Origin of the sequence: Bradyrhizobium sp. in8p8 (assembly GCF_000426845.1) — a bacterium.
GTDB lineage: Bacteria > Pseudomonadota > Alphaproteobacteria > Rhizobiales > Xanthobacteraceae > Bradyrhizobium > Bradyrhizobium japonicum_C.
On the sequence record NZ_AUGD01000011.1, the window covers coordinates 84,409 to 97,980 of the forward strand.

Consider the following 13,572-nt stretch of genomic DNA (forward strand, 5'->3'; position numbering starts at 1 on the left):
CATTGCCCCGCCGGGGCGGAATGTGTCATGTAGACGCGGTTTTTCGAGAGGCGCGCCACCGGCGCCGACGGCCAAGAGAGCAAGACATTCGATGAGAAACTTCCATTTTCCCGGCAGGTCCACGGTCCACGCCACCAATGCGATGGTGGCGACCTCGCACCCGCAAGCCTCGCTTGCCGCCATCGAGGTGCTGCGCGAGGGCGGCACCGCGGTGGACGCGGCGGTTGCCGGCTCGGCCCTGCTTGGCGTGATCGAGCCGCAATCGACCGGCATCGGCGGCGATTGTTTTGCGCTGGTCCAGCCGCGCGGCGAGGGCAAGATCATCGCCTATAACGGATCCGGCCGCGCGCCGAAGGCGGCGAATGCCGACTGGTATCTCGAGCGCAAGATCAATTCCGTGCCGCTCACCTCGGCGCATGCCGTCTCGATCCCCGGCGTGGTCGATGCCTTCGCCACCGTCCTGCGCGATCACGGCAAGTTCGGCTTCGACCGGCTGCTCCAGCCCGCGATCAAGGCGGCGGAGGAGGGCTATGTCGTCGCACCCCGCATCGCCTTCGACTGGAAGAACCAGTTCGAGAAGCTGAAGGCCGGCACCAACACTGTGCGTTACCTGCTGCCGGGCGGCAAGCCGCCGGTCACCGGCGATGTCATCCGCCAGGCTGAGCTCGGCAAGACCCTGCGGGCGATCGCCAAGGACGGCCGCGACGCCTTCTACAAGGGCGCGATTGCGGAGGACATGGTCGAGACCCTGCGCGGCATCGGCGGCCTGCACACGCTCGACGATTTCGCCGCGCATACGACCGAGACGACGACGCCGATCGGCACCATGTACAAGGGCTATGATGTCTGGCAGTGCCCGCCGAACGGACCGGGCCTCACCATGCTGCTGATGCTCAACATCCTGTCGCGGTTCGACCTGACCAAATACGCCCCGCTCAGCGTCGAGCGCTTCCATCTCGAGGCCGAGGCTGCGCGCATCGCCTACATGCATCGCGAGTTGCACGTCGCCGATCCCGAGCACATGCAGATCGAGGTTGCCAAGATTCTGGCCAAGGAATTCTGCGACGAGCACATCGCCAAGATCCGGATGGACGGCATGCTCGACCTGCCGAATGTCGCGCCGCCGATGAATCCTTCGACCATCTACATCACGGTCGTGGACAAGGATCGCAACGTCTGCTCGTTCATCAACTCGATCGCGCACTCCTTCGGCTCGGCCATCGTTTCCAACAAGACCGGTGTCTTGTTCCAGAACCGCGCCGGCGGCTTCCGCATTCAGCCCGGCCATCCCAACTGCATCGCCGGCGGCAAGCGCCCGCTGCATACGATCATGCCGAGCCTGCTCACCCAGGGCGGCCGCTCCGTGATGCCGTTCGCGGTGATGGGCGGGCAGTACCAGCCGGTCGGCCAGACCCGCGTGATCACCAATATCCTAGATTATGGCTGTGACGTGCAGGAGGCGATCGACATGCCGCGCGGCCTGCACTACGAGGGCCAGTATCAACTCGAGGACAGCGTGCCGGCGGCAATCGTCGATGGTCTGAAGAAGCTCGGCCACAAGACCACCAGTGTGGTCAGCCCGCTCGGCGGCGCCCAGGCGATCTGGATCGATTGGGACAAGGGCACGCTCACCGGTGGCTCCGATCCGCGCAAGGACGGCTGCGCGCTCGGCTATTGATCGCCCGCGCAGTTCCCCGCGAGATCAGGAAAAGTTGACGAAGGGCGGCCGGCATTCGCTGCGCCGCCCTTATCTCGTCCGGAACCGCACTCATTGCTCCAAGTTAAGGGGCGATGAGCGGTGCAGGCGTGCGCTGCTTTGCAGATCAGCGGCGGAGGCCTGCCATGCCCGACAAACCAGGTTCCAGAACATCAGCATTCGATCGGCGCGCCTTCCTGGCCGGTGCTGCCGGAAGTGCGTTGGTCCCGATGACCGCGCGTGCGGCCGCGCAGGAGGCGAGTGCGCCCGCCGCTCGGGATCCATCGCTGCCCGTCGAAGTCACGCTGCGGGTGAACGGCAAGGACAATCGCCTGAGCATCGACGCGCGCACTACGGTGCTCGATGCATTGCGTGAACATCTCAAGCTCACCGGCAGCAAGAAGGGCTGCGACCACGGCCAGTGTGGCGCCTGTACCGTGCTGATCGACGATCGGCGCGTCGTGTCGTGCCTGACGCTGGCGCTTGCGGCCGAAGGGCAGGAGATCACGACGATCGAGGGGCTTGCCACCGACGACCGCCTGCATCCGATGCAGCAGGCCTTCATCGACAACGACGCCTTCCAGTGCGGCTATTGCACGCCGGGCCAGATCATGTCCGCCGTCGCCTGTGTCAAGGAAGGCCATGCCAACAGCGAGGCCGAGATTCGCGAATACATGAGCGGCAACATCTGCCGCTGCGCCGCTTATCCGAACATCGTGGCCGCCGTGAAGCAGGCCGCGCCCGAGATCGTGAAAGGCTAGGCCGATGCGACCGTTTTCGTATCAGAGGGCAACAGACCCTGACATGGCCGTGCAGGCGCTCGGCGCCGCCGCGGCGGCGAACAATCCGGTGACCAAGGCACTTGTGCAGCCGCTCGCCGGCGGCACGACGCTGATCGACCTGATGAAGCTGGACGTGATGCGGCCGGCCGCGATCGTCGACATCAATCCGCTCGCGCGCGGCTGGTCAGCGATCGAGCCGAAGAGCGACGGCCTGCGCCTCGGCGCGCTGGCGAAGATGTCGGATGTTGCCGCCCACGCCGAGATCGAGCGAAACTATCCGGTGATCGCGGATTCGCTGAAGCTCGCCGCCAGCGCCCAGCTGCGCAACATGGCAACGCTCGGCGGCAACGTGATGCAGCGAACGCGCTGCAGCTATTTCCGCGACGTCTCCTATGAAAATTGCAACAAGCGCAGTCCCGGCTCCGGCTGTGCCGCAATGGACGGCGTCAATCGCATGCATGCCGTGCTCGGCGTCTCCGACCAGTGCATCGCGACCTATCCTGGCGATTTTGCCCAGGCGCTGATCGCTCTCGATGCCATGGCCGAGATCACCGGCAAGGCCGGGACGCGCAGCATGCCGTTCGCCCAGCTGCACAAGGCACCGGGCAGCACGCCTGATATCGAGACCACGCTTCAGCCCGGCGAGCTGATTTCGGCCTTCTCGATCCAGGGCCGGTGGCCGCGGTCGGTATATCTAAAGGCGCGCGACCGGCAATCCTACGAGTTCGCGCTGTCCTCGGCGGCGGTCGCGCTCGACGTTCAGGATGGCGCGATCAGGGACGCGCGCGTCGCGCTCGGCGGCGTGGCCACGGTGCCTTGGCGGGCGCGCGAGGCGGAAGCACTGTTGAAGGGGCAGGAGTTCGATGAAGCGCTGGCCCGGCGCGCCGCCGATGCCGCTTTCGCCGAGGCCAAGGGGCGGCGGCACAACAGCTTCAAGATCGCGCTCGGCAAGCGCGTGGTGGCACGTGCGCTTCAGCAGGCCGTAACGATGGAGATCTGACGATGACCGCTGCAGCTCCCGAGCCCAAGGCGAATATGGGAACACCCGTGCCGCGCTATGATGCGGCCGCAAAAGTCACGGGGCGGGCGACCTATGCCGCCGACATGCCGCTGGACAATCCGGCCTACGCCTTCCTGGTCACCAGCGCCATCGCCAAGGGCCGCATCGACCGCTTCGACCTCGACGATGCCAGGCGAGTCCGCGGAGTGATCGAGATCGTTACGCATGAGAATGCGCCGAAGCTGAAGGAATCGAAGTTGTTCAGCAATGGTGGCTATGCCGGCACTACGATCCAGCCGCTGAAATCGGTCGAAATTGCGCATGACGGCCAGATCATCGCTGTGATCGTCGCCGAAAGCTACGAGGCGGCGCGCGAGGCCGCCAACCGCGTCAAGGTCAGCTGTACGGTCAGCGCGCCGAGCGCGACTTTCGATTCGCCCGGTGCAACGACCGCGGCCGCGAAGGGACAGAACGCGCAGTTCAAGGAGGACCCGAAGGTCGGCGATTTCGCCAAGGCGTTCGAGGAGGCCGAGGTCAAGCTGACTGCCGCCTACGACACGCCGGCGCAGCACCACAATCCGATGGAGCTTTTTACGACCAGCTGCGCCTGGATGGGCGACAACCTCGTCATCTATGAGGGCAGTCAATACGTCTATGGCTTGAAGAACGGCGTTGCCGAGCAACTCGGCATCGACGCCGACAAGGTGCGGGTGGTCAATCCCTATGTCGGCGGCGGGTTCGGCTCGCGGGGCTCTATGACGCCGCGTACCGCCATCATCGCCGCGATCGCCAAGCGTCTGAATCGTCCGATCAAGCTCGTCCCGACCCGCGATCAGGGTTTCACCATCACGACGTACCGCGCAGAGACGCGTCATGAGATCAGGCTCGGCGCGAGCCGTGACGGCAGGCTGGTGGCCTTGAGGCATGCGGGGTTCGAGGTCTCCTCGCGCCCGGACGCCTATTGCGTCGGTGGGACCAAGACGACGACGCGACTCTATGCCTGCCCGAATGTCGACAGCCTGGTGTCGATCGTGCGTGCCGATCGCAACACGCCCGGTTTCATGCGCTCGCCCCCGGAGGTGCCGTACCTGTTCGCGCTCGAGAGCGCCTTGGACGAGCTCGCCGTGAAGCTTGATATGGATCCCATCGAGCTTCGCCGCATCAACGATGCCACCAACGAGCCGATCGATGGCAAGCCTTACACCTCGCGATCGCTCATGGCGTGTTTCGATGAAGCCGCCAAGGCGTTCGGCTGGTCGCAGCGCTCGCCGCAGCCGAAATCGATGTCCGACGGCGACTGGCTGATCGGCTACGGCTGCGCCGCCACCTGCTATCCGACGCAGATGGCGCCATGTGCCGCACGCGTGCGCTTGCAGCGCGACGGCCGTACCCGTGTCGAGATCGCCGGCCACGAGATCGGCACCGGGGCCTATACAATCATAGCCCAGACGGCGGCCGAGCGGCTCGGCGTGCCGCTCGAAAAGGTCGCGGTCTTCATAGGGGACAGCGACCTGCCGCCTGCGCCGGTCGCCGGCGGCTCCAACTCGACGGCCAGCACCTGCTCGGCAGTGATGATGGTGTGCGATCAGATCCGGCAGCGTCTGCTCAAGGCGGTGATGCCGAGCGACAGCCTCGCCGACAAGGCCAAGGAGACCGTCGGCATCAGTCCTGCACCCTCGACTCAGGCTGCGAAGAGCGACCGCCCTCTCGATATCGAGAAGGCCTTCGATGCGCTCGGCGTCGGGATCGTCGAGGAGTATGGCGAGTGGAAGCCGGACGGTGCGCCGATGGACTCGTTCACGGCCATGCACCGCGGACAGCCGCGGTTCGTCGGCGGTCATCAAATGAAAGACAAGATCGCCTACGCCTTCGGCGCTGAGTTCGTCGAGGTCCGCATCAACCGTTTCACGCACGAGATCCGCTGCCCTCGCCTTGTCGGCGCTTTCGCTGCGGGCCGCATCATGAATTCGCGCACGGCGCGCAGCCAGCTCATGGGCGGCCTGATCTGGGGCATGTCTTCGGCGCTGCTGGAGGCCACCGAGATCGACGAACGCTATGCGCGCTACGTCAACGACAATCTCGCCGATTACCTCGTGCCCGTGAACGCCGACGTCCCCGGCGTCGAGGTCATCATGCTTTCCGAGCAGGACGACCACATCAACCCGGCGGGCGCAAAGGGCCTCGGCGAGCTCGGCAATGTCGGCACCAATGCGGCGATCTGCAACGCGATCTATCACGCCACCGGCCAGCGTATCCGCAGGCTGCCGGTACGGCTGGAAAATATCGAAGTCTAGAGGGTGGAAACGGCGGCGGCGTTGGGTTAGACACCTCCCGCCTCAAATGGAAGGTGTCTTATGCAGCGTTTTCAGCGCGTGCTCCTCGCTATCATGTCGGCACTCGCGATCACCGTGATCGCAGGCGTAACCGATTTCGTTTCCACCCCGGCCTCGGCCCAGACCGCAGGAAAGACCATGACCACAGCTTCAGGCTTGCAGATCATCGACTCGACCGTCGGCACCGGTGCCTCGCCGCAGCCCGGCCAGATCTGCGTGATGCACTATACCGGCTGGCTCTATGAGAACGGGCAGAAGGGCAAGAAATTCGACTCCTCCGTCGATCGCAAGGAGCCGTTCGAATTCCCGATCGGCAAGGGCCGCGTCATTGCCGGTTGGGACGAAGGCGTTGCCTCGATGAAGGTCGGCGGCAAGCGCACGCTGATCATTCCGCCGCAGCTCGGCTACGGCGCTCGCGGCGCCGGCGGCGTGATCCCGCCGAACGCGACGCTGATGTTCGACGTGGAATTGCTCGCGGTGAAGTGATGGCGCCGCCGTCATTCCGGGCCGGCTCGGAGAGCCGAACCCGGAATCTCGAGGTCCCTGGTTGCGCAATCGCACACCTGGGGTCTGGCACCTGCGCACCATCCCGGACATGAAAATACAAAAAAAGACCGGCCTTTCGGCCGGTCTTTCGCTTTCAGATCACTGCGTGCTACTCGGTCGCACGCTTGGCGGCCGCAGCGGCGCGGTCCATCGCTTCCTTCCCGGCGTCCTTGGCGTCGCCCATGGCCTGCTGGCCCTTGCCCTTGGCCTCCTGGACCACGCCTTCGCCTTTCATGCGATCGGAGCCCGTGGCTTCGCCGATGCCCTGCTTGGCGTTGCCAATGGCTTCGTTGGCGGTGCCCTTGATCTTGTCGGTCGTGCTACCCATGAAACTCTCCTTCCATTTTGCTCGCATTGACAACGCCCGGTGGCTACGAGGGTTCCGATTTTGGTCTGGCTAGTGGGCGCTGCTTTGGTTAGTTTGCCGCGCACGGAACCAACAGAAAGCAAGTCCCATGACCGGCCATGACCATTCGCATTCCCACCATGACCACGATCATGATCGCTGGAAACATGACGGCGTGCGCGTCATTCCCGGTAACCAGCTCGACACCAACGTGCCGTCGACGGCAGGCATGGACCGCGCCGCCGCCATCAACTTCGCACGCGTCGGCGCGCAGAAACTGTGGGCTGGCACGGTCAGCATCAAGCCGGATGCGAAGACCGGCGCACATCATCACGGCCATCTCGAAAGCGTCATCTATGTGGTGAAGGGAAAGGCGCGGATGCGCTGGGGCGAGAGCCTGCAGTTCACCGCCGAAGCCGGCCCCGGCGACTTCATCTTCGTCCCGCCCTATGTGCCGCACCAGGAGATCAACGCCAGCCCGGACGAGGTGCTGGAGTGCGTTCTGGTGCGCAGCGACGGCGAGGCGGTGGCGATCAACCTCGACATCGAGCCGGTCGAGAAACCCGAGACCGTGCTGTGGATCGACCCGGTGCACCGGGATCCCAACGAGAAGAAGTGAGCCGCCCCAGGGTTGATGGGAATCGGTACAATAGAGCCACGCAAGCGGGATCAAAAAATACTCGGAAGTGATGTCGGATGGCGGTCTTGCCGGCCGTCCTTGGGCAGAACCCGCCAAGGAGCTTCCGATGCCCAAGATGATCTTCGTCAACCTGCCGGTGACCGACCTCAAGCGCGCGACCGCCTTCTACGAGGCGGTCGGCGCGGTCAAGAATCCGCAATTTTGCGACGAGACCGCAAGCTGCATGGTCTTTTCCGAGACCATCTACGCCATGCTGCTGACGCACGACAAATTTCGCCAGTTCACGCCGAAGCCGATCGCGGACGCCAGGACCTCGAATCAGGTGCTGCTCTGCCTGTCTGCTGACAGCCGCAGCGATGTCGACGACATCATTGTCAAGGCCGCGGCCGCGGGCGGAGTAGCAGATCCAAGCCCGAAGGACGAATACAGCTTCATGTACGGCCGTAGTTTCGAGGACCCGGACGGCCATATGTGGGGAGTGAACTGGATGAATCTCGCGGCCGCCCCCCTGCAGCCCGACTTGGCGAACGTCTGAGCCGAGCCCGGCAGATCTGAAGAGGAGCATTCACGATGTCCAAGCTCGTGCCCTGCATGTGGTTCGACGGCGATGCCGAAGAGGCCGCAAAATTCTACGTCTCGCTGGTCCCGAATTCGGAGATCACGCACGTTCAGCACAACGTTTCGGACGGCCCCTCCGGCAAGGAAGGCTCGGTTCTCGTCGTCGAATTCACGATAGCCGGGCAGCCCCTGGTGGCGCTCAATGGCGGCATGAAAATGGAGTACACCCACGCGATCTCGCTGATGATCCATTGCGACGACCAGGCCCAGGTCGACAGCGTCTGGAACGCGTTCCTCGCCCATGGCGCCAAGGAAGAACAATGCGGCTGGCTCAGGGATCGCTGGGGCGTGGCCTGGCAGGTGGTCCCGACAGTAATGTTCGAATTCCTGTCGAGCCCGGACAAGGCAGCGGCCGCGCGCGCAATGCAGGCCATGATGAAGATGGTGAAGCTCGACGTGGACGTGCTGCGTCGGGCCTTCGAGGGCAAGTCGGCGGCGTGAGCCGCAGGCCCGTGCCATGCACGCGCTGTGATCGCCCGGCTTGACCGGGCGATCCAGTACTCCAAGACGGCAGTGATTGAGCGGATGGTTGCGGCGTTCCGGATGCCCCGGTCAAGCCGTGGCATGACGGCGGGTGTGAGGCGAAGCCTCGCTGCTAGTAATTGATCCGCAACCCCACGCCGCCATGAATGGTGTTACCGACCGGCTGTGGACCGAGCGTGCCGTTGGCGAAGAGATCCACGATCCACCCCTTCTGCACGCGGAAGCCAAGGCGGCCGCCATATTCGAACCAGCCCTGGTTGCCCATGGTGGGCACCACCGTGCCGTTGCCGGTCACGGTGGCAACGATGCCGCTGTGGCTGGCGAATGACTGTACCCACCCGCCATTGATATTGGTCTCGATGTTGCTGCCGAACAGATGCGTCCACTGCCCGCCGATCTTGACGAGGCTGGTGCGGTCGGTGCCATCAGCGATGCTGGCATCGAACGGATTGAATGCCACGGCGCTGTCGCTGTAGCCGGAGACGCGTTGCCAGAGCTGCCAGACTTCGATCGAGGCGGCGACCTCGTCGCGCGGCGACAGGCGGCTGATCCAGCCGGCGCGGCCGTAGACGGCATAATTGGAGGCATTGGTCGAACTGGTTACGCTCACCGGGCCGAGGCTGGTGTCGTAGCTGCGCGTGTAACGTGCCTTCTCCCACGGCGTCAGGATTGCGCCGACGTCGAAGAACGGGCGCGACGAGCCCCAATCGGTGAAGTCGTAGCGCAGTGCGAAAGCGCCGATCGGTGCGCTGGTGATCTTGTAGCCGCCCCCATCGTAATGCGTGTAGGCGATGCCGGCGAGCAGTGACAGATTGTTGGTGAGCGCCTTGCGGCCGTGGATGCCGGCCGAGAACGAGCCGGCCGAGCCGAACGCGCTGACGCAGTCGCCGCAATTGATCTGCTCGTTGACGCCGAGCAGCACCGTGCCAAGCACCCGGTTGGTGATCATCTGGTTGAAACGCTGATTGGCAAGCCCGCCGATCGAATTGCCGCTCGAATCGGCGCCGGTCGGTCCTGACGGCGGAGGATACGGACTCGGTGAAGGCGCCGGATAGGGGCTCGGTGACGGGGAGGGAGTCGGAGTAGGTGACGGAGACGGTGACGGAGAATAGGTTGGGGACGGAGTGGGATTTGGCTCGCACTCGGACCCGCACTCCGATTCCTGCGCAGCCGCCGGGCGGGCATCGAGCGTGGCAAGCGCAAAGGCCGCAGTTGCGGTCAGTGCAACGGCAAGGATGAGGCGCCGTACGTTCAACTTTGCCATCGTCAGCGTCCGCACAGCATGCCGTCGTCCTGGACGGCGGGCGTGATGGTCGGCGAGGCGTCGGCGTACTGGTTGACCGCGCACAGCCCCGCACTCGCGGCGCAGTTGGCGGCAAAGGTCCAGGGCGGCGTGTTGGATTTGGTGATGCTGACCTTGCCGCCGGTCGAGGTGATGACCGCGGTCTCGCCGGGCTGGGTGAGCTGCACGCATTGGCCGCTTCTCGTACACACGCTGGCTGCGCCGTCCTGAAGCACGACCACGGAGCGTCCGCGCTGCGAGAGAATGTCGAGCGTGGTGCCGCGCACGCCGATGGTCGCGAGCGGCGTGGTGATCTTGTAGGCGGCCTTGTCGGAGTTGCCGGTGACAAAGCGGAATGCGCCGGTGGTCATGCGGATTGCGACGTCGCGATAGCTGTGCTCGTCGTTGAAGACGGTACGGTCGAGCTTCAGCGTGGCACTCGGCCCGAGCGACAGGTTGGTGCTGTCGGCCATCACGAAACGTGCCGCGCTGTCGGCACCGGTGCGTACGGTCTCATCGCGCAGCATGCTGTCGCCGACGTTGATCGGCGTCGTGGTTGCGGCGACGCGCACCACTTCGTTCTGGATCACGACGGCCTGGCCGACGCGTGTCTGCGCCGGTGCAGCAGATGCTGTGCACAATGCGGCCGACGACAGGATGGAGAAAAGCCAAAAACGCAAATTCATTTCGCAACCGATCGATGTGTCCCTGATCGTACCGGATCGCGCGCGCTTGCGATGTGGCGGAATTATCACAAGCGGCGCGGGACGTGCGCTATGCTTAGTGACAGTTGCGGCAGAATGCGTTCAATGAAAACACAACACTTACTTTTGTCCCGCGGTGACGCAAATTTGCCACGCAAAACATCCCCACAGCAGCCTCTTGAATCGATCGCAGTTCCAAGATTGTCGCGGAGCGCAGTAATCGCTGTCGCGATTTTCCTGATCGCGCATCTGGCGCTGCTGATCGGCCTCACCACGCCGGAGAAGTTCGTCTTCGACGAGGTGCATTATGTGCCGGCGGCGCGGCAGATGCTGGCGCCTGTGATGTCGCAGCCGATGCTCAACCCGATGCATCCGCCGCTAGCCAAGGAGCTGATGGCGGCATCCATCGCGGCCTTCGGCGACAACGCGCTCGGCTGGCGTTATCCCGCGACGTTGTTCGGTGCACTGGCGATCGTCGCGATCTATCTGTGCGGCCTCGCGCTGTTCTCGGCACGAGGGCCCGCGATCGCGGCCGCGCTGATCGCCGGTCTCAACCAGATGCTGTACGTGCAGGCGCGCATCGCCATGCTCGACATTTTCGCGCTCGGCTTCGGCCTGCTGGCGACCGCCGCCTTCATGCATGGCTTTCGACGAGAGCGGCCGCAGACGATGTTTGCCGCGGCAGGCGCTCTGTTCGGACTTGCTGCGGCGTGCAAATGGAGCGGCTTGTTTCCGCTCGGCGTCTGCATCGTCATTGTCGCGGTGATCCGCCTGATGCAGGGCTGGCGCACGCTGTTCGCGGACGCGAGGCCGGACGATTGGTATCGGCCCGAGCTGTGGCCCGGCTTGAAGCTGCATCATCTCGCGCTCTGCTTCGCGATCCTGCCGGCGCTGACGTATCTTGCAGCGTTCGTTCCGCTCAATGGATTGTCGCTGCCGGATTTGTTCGAGGCGCAGCGGCGCATCTTTGCCGACAACACGACGACCGCGATCGCCGGCCACACCTATATGAGTTCATGGCCATCCTGGCCGCTGCTCGCGCGCCCGGTCTGGTTCCTGTTCGACAAGACCGCAGAGGACAACGTCGCTGCCATCGTCTTCCTCGGCAATCCGCTGGTGCTTTGGCCGGCGCTGCTCGCGCTCATCATCGTGCTGCGGGATTTCATCGTCGCGCGCCGCTGGGACGCGTTCCTGATCGCAGCATTCTATTTCGGCCCCTGGCTTGCCTGGGCCTTGCTGCCGCGCACGCTGGGCTTCATCTATTACTATCTGCCGGCCGCGACGGCGGCCTCCCTCGCCCTCGTCTACGTGCTGCGCCGGCACGGAATGCCGCGCTGGCTGCTGTGGGCCTATGTCGGCGTCGCTGCGGCTGGCTTTGCAGTCATGCTGCCGATTTCCGCAGCCTTCATCGGCGCGTCGATGAACAGCTTCAACCGGCTGATGCTGTTCCAGAGCTGGATATGACATCGCCGCCTGCCGGGCTGCGGCAGGCGGCGTGTCTTGCACGATGGCCGCGCCTCACTTGGACGCGGTCTTGGTCTCCATGTTCACGACCTGGACGCGGCGGTTGACCGCGTCTGCGCCGTTGGCGGCATCCTTCAGCTTGGTCTCGCCGTAACCGACGGTGACCAGATCGTTGCCGTTGAGGCCGTAGTTCTGCACCAGGTACTTCTTGATGGTGTCGGCGCGCCTCTCGGAGAGGCCCTGATTGTACTCTTCGCCGCCGGTGGCGTCGGTGTGGCCGGCGACCACGAAGGTCGAGCCCTTGAGTGCCGGATCGGACAGGGCCTTGCCGAGCGCCTGCACCGAGGCCATCGAGGTCTTGGCGATGTCAGCCGAGTTGTAGTCGAACTGGATCTCCAGATCGATCTTCGGCTTGGTCGCCGCGAGCTCGGCGATCTGCTCCCGCTCGCCCATCGACAACGATCGGGTCGGTCGGTTGCGCACGGTGTTCAGGAATGTCGCCTCCTTGGCCTGCACGGTCGTATCGGTCTGCGGGCCCACGGACAGGCCGCGGGTCGCCGGTTTGGGCTTCAGGGCATCCAGGATCTTGTCGGTGGAGACGTTGTTGTCGCCAGCCATGGCCAGGCTCGCCGTCATCGACAGCGCGGCTGTCAGAGTCATCGCCTTCAGTCCAAAGAACTTATCAAAACGGGTCATTGTCATATCCTCGCTGCTACGCCTGATGGCGATTTGATGCTGTGAGCCTAGGGCAGGTTCAAAGGCATAGATGTGATCCTTGTCACATTCATATCGTCGGACTGAGACATCGATCTGTTTCGACACTCTGCGCGTCAGGTCGGATCGAGGAGCCTTTGAGACCCGCGTTCGTCGCAAAGGCGTCGCCTCGCAGCCCGCTCCAGAACAAGAATTCGTCTAGAAACCCGGCTATCGTACTTAGATCCTTTGACAATTCGTCCGCGACAGGAGCTGAGTTCCGTCCAGTGCCGAGGCCAAGTGACTACCAGTTCCATCGCAGCGCCCCGCCGGATCGGACAGTGTTCGTGAGCTCGATGCCGATCTACGTCGGGGCGGCTATGATCGCAGTGGCGATCCTGCTGTCCACGCTGATCACGGGCCTGACCTCCCGCTATGTCGGGCTGGGAGCGCCCAACGAGGAAAATATGTGGCTGGTCGATCGTCTCACCGGCGAGGTCTATCGCTGCCAGTCCGAGGGACGCGGCAAGGCCTCCTGTGAGCCTGATGTTGCGACCGGCAGCGTCGGGGAGCGCCCAAAAGCCGCACGCTGAACGCGGGCGAGTACGGCGACGCAGCAACGAAAATGTCTTCTCCTTGATAAACTTGTCGCTGAAGAATGTCCGGTGCGGTGGCCGGCATCAGGCCGGCTTCATTTCTTGAGGAGAAAATTTGATGAAGACCCTATTGCTCGCGACGGCATTCGTGGCACTCGCTCTGACTCCCGCATCGGCTGCCAAGATGGCGTGCACCAGTGCAAACATGGCAAAGCTGGTTGCCGGGATGGGTGGCGAAGACACGCCGGGCAAGATCGCAGCGAGGAAGTCGATGGCCTCGGCCAATTCCGACATGAGCAAAGGCAACATGCGCGGCGCCTGCAAGCACTACATGAACGCCGAGAAGGCGATGGCGATGAAGTAGCTTCCGCCGATTTCACGCGTGATGG

15 protein-coding genes are annotated in these 13,572 nt (G+C 64.0%); 11 read left to right on the plus strand and 4 right to left on the minus strand.

The window, feature by feature from the left end:
- The first annotated feature begins 91 nt into the window (after positions 1-91).
- The 5 genes from ggt (at position 92) to K408_RS0126070 (ending at position 6,297) form a co-directional block, all read left to right on the plus strand.
- Positions 92-1,678 carry a gamma-glutamyltransferase gene (gene ggt / locus K408_RS0126050; protein WP_024341400.1) on the plus strand — a complete coding sequence of 529 codons (1,587 nt, stop codon included), beginning with the start codon at positions 92-94 and terminating at the stop codon, positions 1,676-1,678.
- 164 nt (positions 1,679-1,842) lie between these two features.
- Positions 1,843-2,457 (plus strand): (2Fe-2S)-binding protein, encoded by a 615-nt coding sequence (locus K408_RS0126055; RefSeq protein WP_024341401.1) that lies wholly within the window; start codon positions 1,843-1,845, stop codon positions 2,455-2,457.
- A gap of 4 nt (positions 2,458-2,461) precedes the next feature.
- Positions 2,462-3,478 (plus strand): FAD binding domain-containing protein, encoded by a 1,017-nt coding sequence (locus K408_RS0126060; protein WP_024341402.1) that lies wholly within the window; start codon positions 2,462-2,464, stop codon positions 3,476-3,478.
- Positions 3,479-3,480: 2 nt separating this feature from the next.
- The gene (locus K408_RS0126065; protein ID WP_024341403.1) at positions 3,481-5,772 is read left to right on the plus strand and encodes a xanthine dehydrogenase family protein molybdopterin-binding subunit; all 2,292 of its coding nucleotides are present in this window, start codon (positions 3,481-3,483) and stop codon (positions 5,770-5,772) included.
- A gap of 60 nt (positions 5,773-5,832) precedes the next feature.
- On the plus strand, positions 5,833-6,297 hold the full coding sequence (locus tag K408_RS0126070; RefSeq protein WP_024341404.1) for an FKBP-type peptidyl-prolyl cis-trans isomerase: 465 nt from the start codon (positions 5,833-5,835) through the stop codon (positions 6,295-6,297).
- A gap of 169 nt (positions 6,298-6,466) precedes the next feature.
- Here the strand turns inward: K408_RS0126070 and K408_RS0126075 are convergent, their stop codons facing one another.
- Complete coding sequence (locus tag K408_RS0126075; protein WP_024341405.1) at positions 6,467-6,685, minus strand: CsbD family protein; 219 nt, start codon at positions 6,683-6,685, stop codon at positions 6,467-6,469.
- 127 nt (positions 6,686-6,812) lie between these two features.
- On the opposite strand from K408_RS0126075, the gene K408_RS0126080 reads away from it, so the two are divergent.
- The 3 genes from K408_RS0126080 (at position 6,813) to K408_RS0126090 (ending at position 8,402) form a co-directional block, all read left to right on the plus strand.
- A complete protein-coding gene (locus tag K408_RS0126080) occupies positions 6,813-7,322 on the plus strand; it encodes a cupin domain-containing protein (protein ID WP_024341406.1) in 510 nt (169 codons plus the stop codon).
- 127 nt (positions 7,323-7,449) lie between these two features.
- Complete coding sequence (locus K408_RS0126085; protein ID WP_024341407.1) at positions 7,450-7,878, plus strand: VOC family protein; 429 nt, start codon at positions 7,450-7,452, stop codon at positions 7,876-7,878.
- Positions 7,879-7,913: 35 nt separating this feature from the next.
- The gene (locus tag K408_RS0126090) at positions 7,914-8,402 is read left to right on the plus strand and encodes a VOC family protein (protein WP_024341408.1); all 489 of its coding nucleotides are present in this window, start codon (positions 7,914-7,916) and stop codon (positions 8,400-8,402) included.
- A 154-nt stretch (positions 8,403-8,556) separates the two neighbouring features.
- On the opposite strand, the gene K408_RS0126095 is transcribed toward K408_RS0126090, so the two are convergent.
- Together K408_RS0126095 and K408_RS0126100 are read right to left on the minus strand one after the other, a co-directional pair.
- Positions 8,557-9,708 carry a hypothetical protein gene (locus tag K408_RS0126095; protein ID WP_029674313.1) on the minus strand — a complete coding sequence of 384 codons (1,152 nt, stop codon included), beginning with the start codon at positions 9,706-9,708 and terminating at the stop codon, positions 8,557-8,559.
- A gap of 2 nt (positions 9,709-9,710) precedes the next feature.
- Positions 9,711-10,412, minus strand: coding sequence for a FecR family protein (locus tag K408_RS0126100; RefSeq protein ID WP_024341410.1), 702 nt, complete (start codon positions 10,410-10,412; stop codon positions 9,711-9,713).
- A gap of 51 nt (positions 10,413-10,463) precedes the next feature.
- Here K408_RS0126100 and K408_RS0126105 point away from each other — a divergent pair, with 51 nt between their 5' ends.
- Positions 10,464-11,894 (plus strand): phospholipid carrier-dependent glycosyltransferase, encoded by a 1,431-nt coding sequence (locus K408_RS0126105; RefSeq protein WP_024341411.1) that lies wholly within the window; start codon positions 10,464-10,466, stop codon positions 11,892-11,894.
- A 54-nt stretch (positions 11,895-11,948) separates the two neighbouring features.
- Here K408_RS0126105 and K408_RS0126110 read toward each other — a convergent pair whose 3' ends face one another.
- Positions 11,949-12,590: an OmpA family protein gene (locus tag K408_RS0126110; RefSeq protein ID WP_024341412.1), complete on the minus strand. Its 642-nt coding sequence runs from the start codon at positions 12,588-12,590 to the stop codon at positions 11,949-11,951.
- Between the two features lie 353 nt (positions 12,591-12,943).
- On the opposite strand from K408_RS0126110, the gene K408_RS0126115 reads away from it, so the two are divergent.
- Both K408_RS0126115 and K408_RS0126120 read left to right on the plus strand, forming a co-directional pair.
- A complete protein-coding gene (locus K408_RS0126115; RefSeq protein WP_024341413.1) occupies positions 12,944-13,180 on the plus strand; it encodes a hypothetical protein in 237 nt (78 codons plus the stop codon).
- 121 nt (positions 13,181-13,301) lie between these two features.
- Positions 13,302-13,547 carry a hypothetical protein gene (locus K408_RS0126120; protein ID WP_024341414.1) on the plus strand — a complete coding sequence of 82 codons (246 nt, stop codon included), beginning with the start codon at positions 13,302-13,304 and terminating at the stop codon, positions 13,545-13,547.
- The last annotated feature ends 25 nt before the right edge of the window (positions 13,548-13,572 follow it).